At 70.4% G+C, this 16,250-nt stretch carries 12 protein-coding genes; 7 read left to right on the top strand and 5 right to left on the bottom strand.

From position 1 onward, the window contains the following. Window positions 1–7 precede the first annotated feature (7 nt). Genes HNR76_RS11720 through HNR76_RS11700 form a run of 5 tightly spaced genes read left to right on the top strand, consistent with a single transcriptional unit; the run spans window position 8 to window position 4,640 of the window. The gene (locus HNR76_RS11720) at window positions 8–430 is read left to right on the top strand and encodes a type IV pilin protein (protein WP_162310237.1); all 423 of its coding nucleotides are present in this window, start codon (window positions 8–10) and stop codon (window positions 428–430) included. Beyond that, window positions 424–966: a pilus assembly FimT family protein gene (locus tag HNR76_RS11715; RefSeq protein ID WP_183982251.1), complete on the top strand. Its 543-nt coding sequence runs from the start codon at window positions 424–426 to the stop codon at window positions 964–966. Before HNR76_RS11720 ends, HNR76_RS11715 begins: the two co-directional genes overlap by 7 nt. Then, window positions 950–1,387, top strand: a complete 438-nt coding sequence (locus HNR76_RS11710; RefSeq protein ID WP_162310238.1) for a type IV pilus modification PilV family protein — start codon at window positions 950–952, stop codon at window positions 1,385–1,387. Before HNR76_RS11715 ends, HNR76_RS11710 begins: the two co-directional genes overlap by 17 nt. Further along, window positions 1,384–2,145 (top strand): PilW family protein, encoded by a 762-nt coding sequence (locus HNR76_RS11705; protein WP_162310239.1) that lies wholly within the window; start codon window positions 1,384–1,386, stop codon window positions 2,143–2,145. Before HNR76_RS11710 ends, HNR76_RS11705 begins: the two co-directional genes overlap by 4 nt. After that, window positions 2,142–4,640, top strand: coding sequence for a DUF342 domain-containing protein (locus tag HNR76_RS11700; protein ID WP_162310240.1), 2,499 nt, complete (start codon window positions 2,142–2,144; stop codon window positions 4,638–4,640). Before HNR76_RS11705 ends, HNR76_RS11700 begins: the two co-directional genes overlap by 4 nt. Before the next feature lie 63 nt (window positions 4,641–4,703). On the opposite strand, the gene HNR76_RS11695 is transcribed toward HNR76_RS11700, so the two are convergent. Continuing rightward, window positions 4,704–5,834 (bottom strand): Fic family protein, encoded by a 1,131-nt coding sequence (locus HNR76_RS11695; protein ID WP_211373162.1) that lies wholly within the window; start codon window positions 5,832–5,834, stop codon window positions 4,704–4,706. A 403-nt stretch (window positions 5,835–6,237) separates the two neighbouring features. Here HNR76_RS11695 and groES point away from each other — a divergent pair, with 403 nt between their 5' ends. Continuing rightward, on the top strand, window positions 6,238–6,528 hold the full coding sequence (groES, locus tag HNR76_RS11690; RefSeq protein ID WP_162310241.1) for a co-chaperone GroES: 291 nt from the start codon (window positions 6,238–6,240) through the stop codon (window positions 6,526–6,528). 53 nt (window positions 6,529–6,581) lie between these two features. After that, window positions 6,582–8,219: a chaperonin GroEL gene (gene groL, locus HNR76_RS11685; protein WP_162310242.1), complete on the top strand. Its 1,638-nt coding sequence runs from the start codon at window positions 6,582–6,584 to the stop codon at window positions 8,217–8,219. 130 nt (window positions 8,220–8,349) lie between these two features. Here the strand turns inward: groL and HNR76_RS11680 are convergent, their stop codons facing one another. The 4 genes from HNR76_RS11680 to HNR76_RS11665 all read right to left on the bottom strand — a co-directional run bounded on the left by HNR76_RS11680 (window position 8,350) and on the right by HNR76_RS11665 (window position 16,169). Beyond that, window positions 8,350–11,379, bottom strand: a complete 3,030-nt coding sequence (locus HNR76_RS11680) for a PKD domain-containing protein (protein ID WP_183982249.1) — start codon at window positions 11,377–11,379, stop codon at window positions 8,350–8,352. Between the two features lie 213 nt (window positions 11,380–11,592). Next, complete coding sequence (locus HNR76_RS11675; protein ID WP_162310244.1) at window positions 11,593–12,774, bottom strand: hypothetical protein; 1,182 nt, start codon at window positions 12,772–12,774, stop codon at window positions 11,593–11,595. A gap of 229 nt (window positions 12,775–13,003) precedes the next feature. Further along, window positions 13,004–15,613, bottom strand: a complete 2,610-nt coding sequence (locus tag HNR76_RS11670) for a serine/threonine-protein kinase (RefSeq protein ID WP_162310245.1) — start codon at window positions 15,611–15,613, stop codon at window positions 13,004–13,006. Beyond that, window positions 15,603–16,169 carry an ECF-type sigma factor gene (locus HNR76_RS11665; RefSeq protein WP_162310246.1) on the bottom strand — a complete coding sequence of 189 codons (567 nt, stop codon included), beginning with the start codon at window positions 16,167–16,169 and terminating at the stop codon, window positions 15,603–15,605. Before HNR76_RS11665 ends, HNR76_RS11670 begins: the two co-directional genes overlap by 11 nt. Window positions 16,170–16,250 lie beyond the last annotated feature (81 nt).

The raw sequence follows: 16,250 nt of genomic DNA, 5'->3' as shown, positions 1-16,250 counted from the left end.
CGGAAACATGCGCAGTCCGTCGAAACCATCGGGCTTCACGTTGATCGAGCTGATGATCGTGGTCGCCGTCGTGGCGATCCTGCTGGCGATCGCGTTGCCGTCGTACCTGGACTACGTCGTGCGCAGCAAGATCCGCACCGCCCAGGCCGACCTGCAGGCGCTGGCGGCGGCGGTGGAGAACCACCGGCAGCGGACGCTGAAGTTCCCGGACACGGCCGCCGGCACCACCGATGCGGTCAAGGCCGCGTTCCCCGGCTGGTCGCCGGCATCCAAGTCGGCCGACTTCGGCTTCGCCTACAGCACCTCCAGCGGGTACACCCTGACCGCCACCGGCGTGGGCGGCAAGCTCAGCGGCTGCGCGGTGTCGATCAACGCCGACAACATCCGCGGCAACAGCGGGTGCCCGTCGGTCGGGGACATTTCATGGTGATCGGGCGTTCCGGCCCACTTGCGGCCGGTTTCACCCTGATCGAGCTGATGGTCGGCATCGCGATCATGGCCATGCTGCTGCTGGCCGCCGCGCCGTTCACCCGGGACTGGGTCGACGGCACCCGGCAGATGCGCGCGCGCAGCAACCTGCTGGAGGCCGTGGGCCAGGCGCGCTCGCGGGCGATGCGCAACCCGCTGGCGTTGACCTCGGCCCAGGCCGGGCAGGGCGCGGCGGCGGTCGTCTACGACAAGGACGGGCACGTCCTGTGCGTGATCTCGCGCACTGCCGACGGCAGCGCCTGGGAAGGATGCGCGGCGGGGAACTGGCAAGGAGCGATCGCCAACCCGGGCAGCCTGCAGTTGAAGGTCGGCCAGGAGGAGGACGCCGGGGATTTCGTCTGCGCGGCCTACGACACGCGCGGCGTGCTGGTGGCGTCCAGCTACGGCGGCGTGGATTGCGTCGCCCCCGGCGGCACGGCCGCCGACGTGTTCATCAAGGCAGGCAACCAGGAGGTCATGGATGTCGCACTTCTCTGATCCCGGGCGCCAGCGCGGCGACGTGCTGCTGGAGGCGCTGATCGGCGTGCTGATCACCGCCATCATGGCGGCGGGCATGGCCCACGTGGCCTCGCGCATCGTCAGCAGCCAGCACGATGCGGGCATCGACGCGCTGGTGGTGGGCGAGTTGCGCAACGTCATGCAGGTGGCCGGCGTGGATCTGTGCGACGACCCGGCGCCGCTGGCGGACAAGAAGGGCCTGCCCGCGCAGTTGAAGGGCGACATCTCGCTCGGCAGGCAGGCGTGCTCCGCCGCCACCGACGAGCAACTGGAAATCGGCGGGGTGACGTTCACCGCCAAGCTGCCGCCGGTCGTCGAGCTGACCGCGACGAAGGGCGACACGTTGGTGCTGGCGGTCAGCAGCGTCGTTCCCGCCGCCGCCGGGGGAGATGCGCCATGAGGCCCCTCGCCGCCCCCCGCGCCAGCCAGCGCGGCTACAGCCTGGTGAGCATGATGGTCGGGCTGGTCATCTCGCTGCTGACCATCGCCGCCATGCTGGCCGTCTACAAGATGATGGTCGAGGTGTCCGGCCGCGCCTCGGCCGATTCCCTGCGCGACGGCCAGGTGGCCTCGGGCCTGCTGGCCGCGCAGTTGGAACTGCACAGCGCCGGGTACGGCATCGCCGATCCCGAGCTGCCCGACGTGGCCGAGGGCGCCGCCGCCGACCCCGCCGCGATCAAGCGCTACGCCATCGCCGTGGACGATGCCGACAAGCGCAACGTGACCTGGCGTTCCGTCGACGGCTGCGCGCGCCTGGAGATCGCCTCGGGGGAGGACCGCAGCGTGACGATGTATTTCCGCAGGCCCGAACCCTGCGCCGATATCCCGTCGGCCGGCTGGACGCGCGAAAGGGACGTGGTGCTCGCCTACGGCGAGCCGTGGAAGGAGCGCGATGGAAGCGCGGTGGCCGATGCCGCCGGCGGCTCCTACCTGGACATGGCCGCGGCCGAGAGCGATTCCGGCTTCAGGGTCGTGAATGCCGAGGGCGAGCGCTGCACCCTGCCCTATGCGCAGCAGGCCAAGGCGGACAGCCGCACCGAGTCTCCGAGGCTGGTGCTGGAAAGCAAGGGGCGCGAATTGTTCAGTGCCTGCCTGTCCAACATCGTGGCCTCGAGAAAAGCCAGCGCATCGCCGCCCGCCAGTGGAGGAAGCCTGTGAGCACGACATCCAGACGAACCCGCCGGCGGCCGGGCATCGCCCGCCAGCGCGGTATTTCCACCCTCCTGATCCTGCTGCTGGTGGGCCTTGCGGTGACGGTCACCGCGTTGGCCGTGGCCTACGCACTGCGCGGCAACCAGCAGCGCCAGTTGGCGACCCATTCGGTGACCACCGCCCAGGCGTCGGCCTGGCGCGGGGTGGAGTTCCTGCGCGATGCATTGGCGGGGATGTCCGCTACCGACGAAGGCAAGATGATCCTGTACGGGCTTTCCTACGGCCATCCTCCAGCGGGCGGATGCATCCCGGCCGGGGGCGGGGCCGGCGGTTGCGGCAGCTTCGAGGAAGCGGCGGGCTGGAATTCGGCCAGTGCCTGGAAGCCGGGCGAGGACGCGGAATTGTCCGAACCCTTGGCGCTGCAGGTCGACGACGGTTTCGGTTTCGACGCCTACCTGCTGCGTGTCCGGAAGAGCGCCAGCTTCCAGTCCTACGAAGTGACTGCGCAGGTCATCGGCCGTGCGGCCGGTTCGGCCGCCGCGCCGTTGGCCACTTCCACCGTCGAGGTGGTCTACGAGGTCGGCGGCAGCAGCGGCTCGACCACCGGCACCTGCGCCTCGCTGCCGTCCGCGCTGATGGTCTTCAACGGCGACCTGGACATCACCGGCGGTTCGCTGGGCGTGACCGATGGCGAATCCACCGATTACGCGAACATCGCCGTGGCCGGCAGCCTGACCGTGGGCAGTTCCTCGTCGGCGCGCATTTCCGGTTGTGCCAAGGGCAACATCACCCTCAGTGGCGGCGGCATCACCAATGATGGCTACCTGCATGCCGAGGGCGACATCTCGGTGACCGGCATGACGCCGCCCAACGGCACCACGTTCTGGGGCCGTTCGATCAGCCTGGACGGTTCCTCGTCCGGGGCCAGGTACGCCGCGCTGCGCGCCGGCGCCTACACGGCATCGGTGATGGCCAACGGTACCGCGGTGGGCACCACGCGCGTGGGCGGAAAGCTGGTGGCGGCAACCGCCTCGGGCGGCATTCCCTGGACTACCGGCACGGTGGTGCCCGATGCCGACTCGGCCACCTTCGTGATCGAGTTGAGCGATGGCAGCCAGTTCGTACTCGATCCGGACGACCTGGTCATCGATGCGGCCACGGGCGCGATCAGTGGTGCCCGTGTCGCGGCCGAACGGCTGAGCGGCGAGGGCGAGTTGCCGGACAGTTTCACCCTGCAGGCCGGCTCGATCTTCGGTGGCGGCATCGGGGCAGAAGGGTTGGCCCAGACCGGGCTGGTATGGGGCCACGACGTGCGCTTGGGCCTCGGTGCCGGCGGGGGATTGACCGGGGCGGCCAACGTCGCCGTGCTGCGCGTCAACGGCGGCCTGACCATGGGCACCGGCAATATCGGTACGCTGGTCGGTGGCGGCGATCTCTGGGCCAAGGGCGCCGGACGCGGCTCGCCGACCAACCACTGGAACTTTCCGACCGTCGCCGGCTCGGGTGCCATCGCCGGGCAGATGTACTACGGCGTCTCCAAGGCACCATTGCCGGCCGGCGAGGGCATGGCGGCCGTGGGCGCGGCCGACCTGCAGGCCGGCACGACGCCCGGGCTGCCCGGCATTCCCTATTGCGATGCGCGCGTCCGGGCCGTGGATGCCGAGGCTTACAAGGCGCAGGCCAACTACGTCTTCGAGTTCGTGGATGGCTTGCCGACGTTGACCGTACGCAACGTGAAGGCCGCCAGTGGCGTCTCGATCGACGGTACCTACAACCTGCTCACCGGGGATCTGCGACGGATGCCGGCCGGCACCGGGGCGCCGTTCCTGGCCTGCAACTGGCAGGGCGCGGGCAATGCGGGCGCGCACTGCTTCAGGGACGCCACGCCGACCGGCGGTTGGAACATCACCGGCTTGGTCAGCTTTCCCAAGGGCGTGGTCTGGTTCGACGGCGACTTCACCGTCAACGGCACCGATGGCGGTCGCGACCTGGTCAACACGATCATCGGCACGAGCAAGGTCACCCTGACCCAGTCGGGCCATGGCGACCTGGTCGCGCCCAACTTCTCCACGCCCGCCACGCTGTGCGACGGCGACTTCTGGCCCACCAACCTGTGCGACAAGAGCGGCGGTACCTCGCAGTTCGCTACTTGGACGGAGCGGGTCCTTGACGAGGACGGCACGGAGAAGGAGGTCGAGCACGTCGGGTTGCCGATCGGCAACATGGCGGTCATCGTCGAAGGCGCAGGCCAGTTGTCCGGATGGAACATCTTCGGCAGCGTCATCCTGGGACGGAACCTGGGCACGGCGGCCAACGTCACCGTGGTCCAGGGTACGCTGACCGTGGGGGCCAACCAGTCCGACAGCACCACCTTGATCGACCAGGGCGGCGCCCGCATCACCGTGCCGACCGAATCCGACCAGATGCACCTGCCCGTGTGCGAAAGCATCCCGGCGATTCCGACCCCGGGCGCCCAGGTGCAATGGAGTCGTTACCTCTGATGCACGCAGCCTGGGACGCATCGCGCGGGGCCGGCTTTCGCCGGCCCCGCGCGTTTTCGCAGGCTACACCCGCACCCGCTGCATCAACGGTTCGAAGCGATACATCGCCGACCGCCGGCCGGCCGCCTCGCGCACCACCTGCAGCAGGCCTTCCTGCAGCAGCACACGGGTGAAGCGTGCGGCGGTCTGCGGCGGTATGCCGGCCGTGCGGGTGAACCGGCTGTTGCTGAAGACGGGATAGGTGAACAGGTAGTCCAGCGCCGCCACCGCATACCGGGACGACAGGAGTTCGGCGAAAACCGGCTTCATCTGCGCGTAGAAGTCGCCAATGGCCTGGGCTGCCTCCAGGTTGCCGATGGCTTGCTGCTCGACCGCCGCCAGGAAGAACCGGCACCAGCCCTCCCAGTCGTCGTCGGCGGAGACGCGGCGCAGCCGGTCCAGGTACTCGTCCTTGTTGTCCTCGAAATAGCGGCTGATGTAGAAGTGCGGCGCGGCGATGGCCTTGCCCTGCCACAGCATGAGCGTGATCAGCATGCGGCCGACGCGGCCGTTGCCATCCTCGAACGGGTGCAGCGACTCGAACTCCGCATGGGCCAGGGCGGTACGCAGCAGCACCGGCATGGACGCGTCGCCGATCAGCCGGAACAGCGATTCCATGCCGCCGGCCAGGTGCTCGGGCGCGATGGGCACGAAGTTCACCTTGCGACTGCCGCGCTCGCCGATGTAGTTCTGCTCGCGCTTGTAGGCGCCCGGCGACTTGTGGGCACCGCGCCCGAAGGAGAGCAACTGGCGGTGGACGCTGCGCAGCAGCGATTCGGTCAGGGGCTGGCCCTGTTCCATGCGCTGTTGCGCGGTATTCAGCGCGCGCCGGTACAGGGCGGTTCCGATCGCGTCGGAGCGGTATTCCAGGGAGGCCCCGGCATCGTCGTCGTCGAATTCGGCTTCCAGTTGGAGGATCTCGTCCAGGGTGCTGATCGTGCCTTCCATGCGCGAGGAGACCACCGCCTCCTGTCCGCGAAGCGGGGCCAGGAAGAGTTCGCTGTTGTGCAGGCCGCTCAGCATCTGGTCGTAGCGGGCCAGCGCGGCGGTGGCCCCCAGCAGTCCCGGCATCAGGCGGGCATAGTCCAGCCCGGCCGGGGGGAACTTATCGAGGTGGTAGTGCACGGCTTGGCTGATGTCGAGGTTCATGGACATGGACTGGCTCGCAGTCAAGACGATTCGATGTTCACCAAGTGCGAAACCTTGACGCCTGAGGTTCTTGTGAGTGGATGCGCATGGACAAGTCCTGTTGACCATCGATTTCGGTGAATTGGTAACGACAAGCCTGTTTGCTGGCGATTGTTTATGGACAAGGGCATTTGTCGTTAATTTGATGAAGAAATTAACGTTAAAGGCGGCGCCTGCCAGGGTCAAGCCGCAAGGTGCCGCCGCCAGGCAGGCCGCCGCCCTTGAAAGGCTCCCACCGCGTCCCCATGTGCCTCGTCGACCCGGTCTCCGGACCGGGCTTTTGCCGCCCGCGGCGCTGGCACCCGCACGAGGCGAGTGCTAGAATCGCCGCCCGATTTCCAACCCAATCAATCACTTAAGAGGGATTGAAATGAGCAACATCAAGCCGCTTTTCGACCGCGTCGTCATCAAGCGTACCGAGGAAGAGAAGGTCTCCGCCGGTGGCATCGTGATTCCCGATTCGGCCACCGAGAAGCCGATCAAGGGCCAGGTCGTGGCCGTGGGCGAGGGCAAGGTGCTGGAGAACGGCACCGTCCGCGCGCCGAAGGTCAAGGCCGGCGACCAGGTGCTGTTCGGCAAGTACAGCGGCACCGAGGTCAAGCTGGACGGCACCGAGTACCTGGTGGTGAAGGAAGACGACATCTTCGCGATCCTCGGCTGATCGCCGGGTCCACCCATTCCCCAACCCCCATCAACGCATTCCGGAGTTAACCAATGGCTGCCAAGGAAATCCGTTTCGGTGAAGACGCGCGCGCCCGCATGGTGCGCGGCGTGAACACCCTCGCCAATGCCGTCAAGGCCACCCTCGGCCCGAAGGGCCGCAACGTCGTGCTCGAGAAGAGCTTCGGCGCCCCGACGATCACCAAGGACGGCGTGTCCGTCGCCAAGGAGATCGAGCTGTCCGACAAGTTCGAGAACATGGGCGCGCAGATGGTCAAGGAAGTCGCTTCCAAGACCTCCGACAACGCCGGCGACGGCACCACCACCGCCACCGTGCTGGCCCAGGCCTTCATCCGCGAGGGCGCCAAGGCCGTGGCCGCGGGCATGAACCCGATGGACCTCAAGCGCGGCATCGACCAGGCGGTGAAGGCCGCCGTCGAGGAGCTGAAGAAGCTGTCCAAGCCCACCGCCGACGACAAGGCCATCGCCCAGGTCGGCACCATCTCGGCCAACTCCGACGAGTCGATCGGCACCATCATCGCCGACGCGATGAAGAAGGTCGGCAAGGAAGGCGTGATCACCGTCGAGGAAGGCTCGGGCCTTGAGAACGAGCTGGACGTGGTCGAGGGCATGCAGTTCGACCGCGGCTACCTGTCGCCGTACTTCATCAACAACCAGCAGAGCCAGTCGGCCGACCTGGACGACCCGTTCATCCTGCTGCACGACAAGAAGATCTCCAACGTGCGCGACCTGCTGCCCGTGCTGGAAGGCGTGGCCAAGGCCGGCAAGCCGCTGCTGATCGTGGCCGAGGAAGTCGAGGGCGAGGCCCTGGCGACCCTGGTGGTCAACACCATCCGCGGCATCGTCAAGGTCGTCGCGGTCAAGGCCCCGGGCTTCGGCGACCGCCGCAAGGCGATGCTGGAAGACATGGCCGTGCTGACCGGCGGCACCGTGATCTCCGAGGAAGTGGGCCTGCAGCTCGAGAAGGCCACCATCAAGGACCTGGGCCGCGCCAAGAAGGTGCAGGTCTCCAAGGAGAACACCACCCTCATCGACGGCGCCGGCGACACCGCCGCCATCGAGTCGCGCATCAAGCAGATCAAGGCGCAGATCGAGGAGACCTCCTCGGACTACGACCGCGAGAAGCTGCAGGAGCGCGTGGCCAAGCTGGCCGGCGGCGTGGCGGTGATCAAGGTCGGTGCCTCGACCGAGATCGAGATGAAGGAAAAGAAGGCGCGCGTCGAGGACGCCCTGCACGCCACGCGTGCGGCGGTGGAAGAAGGCGTGGTGCCGGGCGGCGGCGTGGCCCTGGTGCGCGCGCTGCAGGCCATCGGCAGCCTCAAGGGCGCGAACGAGGACCAGAACCACGGCATCGTGATCGCCCTGCGCGCGATGGAAGCCCCGCTGCGCGAGATCGTGACCAACTGCGGCGAAGAGCCCAGCGTGGTGCTCAACGCGGTCAAGGACGGCAAGGGCAACTACGGCTACAACGCCGCCACCGGCCAGTACGGCGACATGATCGAGTTCGGCATCCTGGACCCGACCAAGGTCACCCGCTCGGCGCTGCAGAACGCGGCCTCGATCGCCGGCCTGATGATCACCACCGAGGCGATGGTGGCCGAGCTGCCGAAGAAGGACGAGCCGGCGATGCCGGGCGGCGGCATGGGCGGCATGGGCGGCATGGATTTCTGATCCGGCCCGCGAGCCGTACCGCAACAGCAGAGAACCCCGCCTTTCGGCGGGGTTCTCGTTTGGGGCCGCCGCGCTTTCCGGCCCGTTCGCGACAGGCCCATCGCGCCAAGGACGTTCCTGCGGCCGGCCGTCAGTCCGCCGGGGCGAACTGCCAGCTCACCGCCATGCTGCCGAGGCCGTTCTCGCCCAGCGCCCCGACGACGCCATCCAGCTCGCTGGCCCAACTGGTCTTCTCGATGTCGTTGCGCTCGATCTGGCTGCGCGAGAGCAACGGCACCGACGATGAGCCGCTGATGGAGCCGGAGGACGTCACCATGCCCTCGACGTGGACCGAGTTGAACCAGCGGTAGCCGCTGTACGCTTCGGTTCCCTTGTAGTCCCACTGCTCGCCCGAGCCGAAGACCTGGCCTTGCAGGTAGAGGGAGAAGGTGCATTTCTTGGCGTTGAGGGTGAGGGTGAGCATCGAGCCGTCCTCGCTCATGTGCGGCTCCTGCCGCTGCAGCCGGCCGCTGCCGTCGAACGTGTCGGAGCTGTTCAGCCTGTCGCCGGAATAGTCGTGCCGCGAATAGGTGATCTTGGCCGATCCTTCCGGTAGCGGGCTGTAGTACTGCACGAGGTAGTCGGCCCCGCGGAACTCGCGCCGGGTGCGCTCGTCCATCCGCGCGTGCAGGCGAATGCTGTGGCTGTACACGACGTGGTAGTAGCCCCTGGGATGCCACACGTCGCGGCTCTGGCTGAAGGATACGCTGCCGGTCCAGGCCTTGTGCTTGAGCAGGTCCGCGTCGCAGGTGCCCTCTTCGGCCACCGACACCGGCGCGGTCTTGGTGTCCCTGGCGCCGCCGTGGATGAGGGTCAGCGTGGGCACGAAGCTGCCGCGGCGCTCGAAGGTGTGCTCGGTGCGCGTGACGGCGAGGCAGTCGTCGAAGCTTTCCCGCGCCGAGCCGTCGCCCGGGTCGAACTCGCAGCGCGGCGCCTTCTGGTCCGGCGGCCAGGGAATGTCCCAGTGGAACTTGGCCTCCAGCGGTGCCTGCCCGGTCTCGGGCGAGCTGCGGAACGTCCAGTCGGTGAACACTTCGGCCTTGGCCTCGATGGGGCTGCCGTCGATGCGCAGCGTGGGCAGGTAGGCTCCGCCGGTCTTCTCGTTCAGGCGCGAGGTGTAGTCGTAGGTGTGGCGGACGCGGGCGGTGTCGGTGCAGTCGGGGATGCGCCGGGCCTGCGTCCCGTCGCCGAAGTCCACCGTGCAGGGGACCGGCGCGCGGTCTTCCCGCGGCTTCAGTTCCCAGGCCAGGTCGACGTCCAGCGGCGCCTTGCCCTGCGGCGGGAGGGCCTTGAACTCGATCTCCACGGCGACCCTCTTCGAGCTTTGCGGCATCTCGGTGCCGAATGCGCCGCCGCTCCAGACGCAGCCCCAGCACAGGGTGTGGTCCTGCAGCACCTTGCTGCGCTCGCCCGGCCCGCGCGGCATCGCCCGCACGGTGGTCTGGCCCCTTTGCTCTGCGCGCCACTCCATCTCCTCCTCGCGGGTGGCGAGGATGGGTTCGTCGTAACTGAACAGGCTCACCAGGTCGGAGCTGCTGACCTTGAGCGGGCCCCACTTCTTCATCGGCAGGGTGAACAGGCCGGGGTTGACCGCATCGGAGGCGTTGGGACTGACGTGGTCGACGCCGCGCAGCACGCCCATGTAGAGGTCGATGGTGTAGTAGAACATCCGCTTGAGGGTTTCCACGACGTAGCCGTCGAACTCGATGGCCGCGCCGACGGTGGACTTGGCCACGTCGATGAGATCGTTGAGGGTGATGGACTGGGGCGTGTTCCGGGCCTCGACGACGATGCGCGCCGGGACCGTTTCCTGCAGCGCGACGAGCGGCTTGACCGACTCCAGCTCGAACCGGGTCAGGTTGGAGGGCAGCAGCGACGGTGCGATCTTCCCGATCACCAGGTTGGCCACGCTCAGCACGGCGGATATGAGGGTGCTGAGGGGGTGGGCGGACAGCGGCGCCCCCACGGTGGCAAGTGCCAGCATGACGTTGGCGTAGGTGTCGGCGGTGGGCTTGATGTATTCCCGGGCCAGGTCGTCCAGCAGCCCGTACATCTGCATCTGGCAGGCGAGTTCGAAGTCCTTGCCGTCGCCGCGGCACTTGGGCCCGCCGGCCGTCGAGAACGGCGTGGGCATGGACCCCAGCGAAAGCGCCATGGGGAAGGCGCTGCCGCCGGCCGCCAGCAGGGCGACGGAACCACTGTCGGCCGGACCGGGGCCGAGCGCCTGCGCGAAGGCGTCCAGGTTGTCCGCCACGCCGCCGGAGGCCAGGAGCGCGTCCATCAGTTCCGCGTCCGGTTCGGCGCCTTCGAGCAGCGGCGAGGTGCCGGCCAGCAAGGCCGCCAGCGAGTGGTCGCCCTCGCTCACCAGCCCGCGCAGTGCCGCCAGCAGGGCGCGGCGCTGTACGCGGTCCTGTTCGTCGCTGGCGGGCAGGGACTCGAAGATGCGCTCGTAGGCGGTGGTGGCCGCGTCCAGCGAGCGCTGCACCCGTGCCGTGGTACCCGGCGCGCGCGGAAGCTCGGTCACCCGCAGCCCGGCTTGGCTGGCCGCCAGCAGGGTGCCGTCGCGCCGCACCTCCACGGCCTGCGCCTCGGCCGGCGGCACCGGCCAGGCGCCATCGCCCAGGTAGAGCGGGACGCGAAGCTGCAGGCGGCCGTCGTCCAGCCGCTGCGCGGCGGCCGGCAGGCCGCCGACGGTGACCTCGAAGGGCTCGCCCTCGGCCAGGGCCAGGCCGTTGGCGACGATGGCGGCGCCGGGCGGCGCCCGCATCGGGGTCAGGGTCAGCACGGCGGGTTCGGCGGGCTTGGCGGGCGCCTGCGCGGTGTGCGGGGCCGGGGCGCCCGGGTCGTCCGGCACGCGCAGCAGCAGGACCGCGACCGCGATCGCGGCGGCACCCGCGGCGACGCCGACGACCCGCCGCCGGTGCGGCAGCCATCGGTACAGGCGTCCCAGCGCCGGGAAGGCCGTACTGCGCAGCCATGCCCCTATGGCCGGGATCGCCCGGAGCACGATGAACCGGCCCACCTTCACCAGCAGCGCGAACAGCCATCGGGCCACGAGCCAGAGGACCTTGCCGGTCGCTATTGCGATGCGCTTGAGGATCTGTTTCCAGTCGGTCGTCACGATGCCGTCCATCCAGTGAAAGCGGGCGCTTCGGGGCAGCACCCGTGGGCGTTGTGGGTGCAGGCGCGCCGGCCGGTACGACCGGCGCGGAAGGCATGGCGTTCCTGCGGGATTGCGGGTGCAGGCGCGCCCTTGGCCGCGATGGGCGTGCGTGGCCGGAGAGAAAAGCATCGCGGCCAGGGCCGCGCCTACAAGGAGGTGCCTGGAGGCGGGTCAGCGTCCGATCAGGCCGCGCAGCACGCTCTTGGCCGCGTCCTTGGCCGCCGGCTTGGCGGCTTCGCGTCCGGCCTCCTGCGTGGCCGCGCCCCCCAATCCGGACATCAGCATCGCGGTGGACTTGGTGCGCACGCGTACGCTCCAGCCCGGCTGGGCGATGGTGCGGTCGTTGCCGTAGGCGACCATCTGCAGCATCGGCGTGCCCTTGCCGGTGCCGGCGAACACCTCGCGCGGGATACGGCAACTGCGCGCGTCGGCACCCATCAGGGTGCGCTTGCCGGTCCACTGCGCGACCAGCGACTCGGGCAGGAAGTCGATCAGCTCCTGGCCGGCGTAGCCGTCCTCCGAGCTGCTCCACATCACGATCGTCTCGCCGTCCATCGCGGTGCCGTGGATGAAGTAGGCGCGGGCGCCGTCCACCCCGTCCCAGCGCAGGGTCATGCCCTGCCCGGCGTCGCCCTCGCTCTTGAGCTTGAGCTCGGGCATGAAGTCGTGGTCGCGGCCCAGCTCGAACTGCAGCGACGCCGGCAACTGCTCGCCGGTGACCGTGTGGGTGCCGGCCAGCGAGGCGTTGCCGGCCACCGTCTTGCGCGCGGAGGGGTTGGGCCACAGGGCGTAGCGCGGGTCCTGGCCGACGGCGTGCTGCGGCACCTGGCGCGGGGTCATGGCGCGCCCGCTCTGCACCACCTTGCCGTTGCGCACGGTGACGGTGAACTCGGCCGGCTGGCCCGCGCGCACCTGCTCGCCGCAACCCCAGTAGTAGCGGATCCGGAAGCTGCCGTCGCCGTGCTGGCCCAGGGCGTCGTTCGCGGCCGGGGTGGCGTCGTTCCCGGACTTGGAAGCGGGCGGCAGCAGGTCGATCCGCTCGCCCAGGCGCAGGCCCTTGGGCACGGCCTGGCGGGCGGGGGTGCCGGGGCGGCGCTGGTTGTGCAGGGCCACGTCCAGGTACTTGCCGGGCATGCCCGGGTGGCGGGCCATGCCGTAGCCGGGGGCGGCGCCCGCGCCCATGGCGCCGGCCATGCGGCCGAGCGCGCCCATGCCCGGCATCCCCGGCATGGTGTGGGTGGCGACGTCGATGTAGAGCTCGGCCTGGGTGGCCTGGGCGCTCGCGGTGGTGGGCAGGGCGGCGGCCAGGGCCAACGCCAGGGCCGGCGCGGGCAAGGATCGAAGAGTGTTCATGGCTGTGCAACCGGAGGGAGCGGGCCGAAACGGCGGCCCGGCCGGGCCCGGCATTCCCGGGACTCTCCATCCACGAGATTTCGCGCCCGCGACTGACAGGGGACGCATGCAATGGCGATCCGGCGGGGCGGCGGCGACGTCCTGCCGAGGATCACGAGCCCCGGCCACGGCCCGTAACCCGCGTCCCCGGCACCGCTCCGGGCCTAACGCAGGCGGCGCAGGATGCCGGTCAAGGCAGTGCGAGGCAGTCCGCTTCGGTCGGCGCGGCGAAGCAGGCCGCCAGCGGCGGCGACCGCAGGAAGCCGGAGGCTTCGGTGGCCAGCGCGGCCTGCGCCGCGGCGTCGCCGGCCTGGCGCGCGAGCAGCATCGACAGCATCCACGGCCGCATCCAGTCGCGCGCGGCCTCCGCGGGCCGGTGCCTGCCACGCAGTTCGGCCGCCAGGCACGTGGCACCCGCCGTGTCGCCTTGCGCCAGCAGCAGTTCGGCGCGGGCCTGGGCAAGCGCCAGCGGCGGGTCGGCGCCATCGGGCGGCGTGCACTGCGCCAGTTCGTGCGCCGCCGCCGCGCGGTCGCCGCCGCGGAGGTGGACCGAGGCGGCCAGGCCGCAGCCGGCCAGGGCGTCGGGATGCAGGGTGCGCCGGTGCCGGGCGAGCAGCGCGCCGGCGTGGCGGAGGTCGTCCAGCGCATCGCGGTGCTGGCCGAGCGCGGCACGCACGTAGGCGCTGCCGCGGAAGCAGCGTTCGGTGGCCAGCCCCTGGTGGCTGCCGGCCAGCAGCAGCGTGTTGCCGGCGTCGTACAGCGGCAGCGCTTCCTGCAGCCGGCCGCGCTGCTGCAGCACCAGGGCCAGGTTGCAGCGGGTCATGGCCTTGAGTTCGGCGGGGCGCTGGCGGGTGCGGTCGGCCACGGCCACCGCCTCCCGGGCCAGGGCCTCGGCGCGGTCGAACATGCCCAGGCCGGCGAAGGTGTGGGTGACGTCGGTCAGGGTGAAGGCGTAGCCGCCGCTGTCGTCGTCGTAGATCTTGCGCGCGATGCGCAGGCGTTCCTCCTGGATCGGCAGCCGGGTGCGGGCATCGTGGCCGGGCGTGGCCAGCGCGATCGAAAGGCCGTTCAGCGCATTGAGGTGGCGCAGCGAGTCTTCCAGCTCGGTGCCCTGGATCTCGGCGACGATCTCGCGGAACAGCGCCTCGGCCCGGGCCGGTTCCTCGGCCAGCAGGGTTTCGCCCAGCGAGATCCGGGCACGGATGCGCTCGTTGGCCGGCGCGTCCCACAGGGCGTTGAGCGCCACCGTGCGCTGGATGTGCTCGCGCGCGGCATCGCGGTCGCCGCGGTGGCGGGCGATGCGGCCAAGCTCCCAGTGCGCGCGCGACAGCTCGCTGGCCGCGCGCGCCTCGTGTGGGGCCAGCAGGCCGAGCGCCTGGCGCAGGTCGGCCTCGGCCTCGTCGATGGCGTCCAGGTTGGCGCGCACCGTGCCGGTGAGCAGCAGTACGTCCGCCGCGGCCAGTGGATCGGTGGCGGCCAGCGTCTCCCGCGCGCCGCGCGCGCTGGCGGCCACCACTTCCAGCATGTCCGGGACCCGGCCCTGGGCCGGGCGGGTGGAAACGAACGCATTGCCGAGGAAATCGCGCACCGCCTCGGCGCGCTGCGCGCGGTCGCGCGCATGCGCGGCCTCGCGGCGGGCCAGGTCGGCCTGCCACACGGTGGCGCCGATGCCCGCCGCCACCGTGGCGGCCAGCAGGCATGCCGTGGCCACGCCCAGCGTGTTGCGCAGCACGAACTTGCGCAGCCGGTAGCCCAGGCGCGGCTTCTGCGCCAGGATCGGGCGGCCCTCCAGCCAGCGGCGCAGGTCCGCGGCCAGGGCCTCGGCGGAGGGATAGCGCTGCCCCGGTTCCTCGGCCAGGGCCTTGAGCAGCACCCGGTCCAGGTCGTTCCTCAGCGGGACGTAGTGGCGGTGGTAGGCGTCCCCGGCGCTGCGCACCAGCAGCGAGGGGCGGGTGGTCTGCGCGCCTTCGGCCGTGCCCTGCGGGGCGCGCCCGGTCAGCAGCCGGTGCAGCAGCGCGCCCAGGCCGTAGACGTCCACCGCGGTGGTCGGCGGCGCGCCGCGCAACTGCTCGGGCGCGGCATAGCCGGGGGTCAGCGCCCGCCACAGGGTCTGGGTGCGCTCGCCGCCCGCGTCGGCGAACTGGCCGATGCCGAAGTCCAGCAGGCGCACGTGGCCGCCGGCGTCGACCAGCACGTTGGAGGGCTTGAGGTCGCGGTGGATCACCAGGTTGCGGTGGGCGTAGGCGGCCGCGTCGCAGACCTGCAGGTACAAGCGCACGATCGTGCGCGCGTCCAGCCCGCGCGCCGCGCACCAGCGGTCGATGCGCTCGCCCTCGACCAGCGGTATCGCCAGCCAGCAGGTGCCGTCCTCGGCCACGCCCGAATCGACCAGGGCGGTGACGTTGGGATGATTCAGCCGCGCCAGGATCTGCGCCTCGCGCTGGAAGCGCTCGCGCCCGGTGGCGCCCAATGCGCCCAGGGTGAGGACCTTGACCGCCGCCTGCTGGCGCGCCATGCCCTGCTCGCGCCAGGCGCGGTGGACCACGGCCATGCCGCCGCGGCCCAGTTCCTCCTCCAGGGTCCAGTCGCCGAAGCGGCGGCCGGCCAGGCCGCCGTCGCGCGCATCCAGCGCCGCGTCCGGGCGCCGGTGCGCGGCGATCATGCGCTCCAGCCGGCGCCGCACCGGCGGGTCCGGCGCCTGCGCGGCGAGCCAGGCGTCGCGGCCGGCTTCGGGCAGGTCCAGCCACTGGTCGAACAGCGCATCGGCGATGCGCCACTGGGCGAGGGCTTCAGCGTCCATCGCCGGCATCCTCCAGCAACGCCTGGAGGAAGGCGCGGGCGCGTTCCCATTCGCGGTAGACGGTGCGTTCGGAGCACGCCAGCAGCCGCGCGATCTCGGCGAATTCCATGCCGGCGAAGTAGCGCATCTCCACGATCCGGCGCCGCTGCGGGCTGATCGCCTCCAGTGCCTCCAGGCCCTGGTCCAGCAGCAGCACGTTGGTCAGGGCGGGCGGCGCGTCGGGGATGGCGTCGTCCAGGTCGAGCATCACCTGGCCGCCGCCGCGCTTGTCGGTGGCGCGCTGGCGCGCGTGCTCGACCAGGATCCAGCGCATCGCCCGCGCCGAGGCGGCGAAGAAGTGGTCGCGGTCGGTCACCGACAGCGGCGTGCCCTGGCCGATGCGCAGGAACAGCTCGTGCACCAGCACGGTCGGGGTGATCGTGGACTCGGTGCCGCGCATGCGCGAGCCGGCCAGGCGGCGCAGTTCCGGGTACAGCGCCTCGAACACGGCGCCCAGTCGCCCGGGCTGGCCGTCGCGGGCCAGTTCCAGCAACCGGGAGATGTCGTTGTCGGCCACCTGCGCTTCCCCACCCGCGTCCGGCGGCGAACGTAGCAGGCACCGGGAGGGGCGGCAATCGCGCAACCACGGCCCTTCCCT

It is taken from the genome of Pseudoxanthomonas broegbernensis (assembly GCF_014202435.1).
Lineage (GTDB): Bacteria > Pseudomonadota > Gammaproteobacteria > Xanthomonadales > Xanthomonadaceae > Pseudoxanthomonas > Pseudoxanthomonas broegbernensis.
This window is presented reverse-complemented; position numbering and strand designations above follow the sequence as displayed.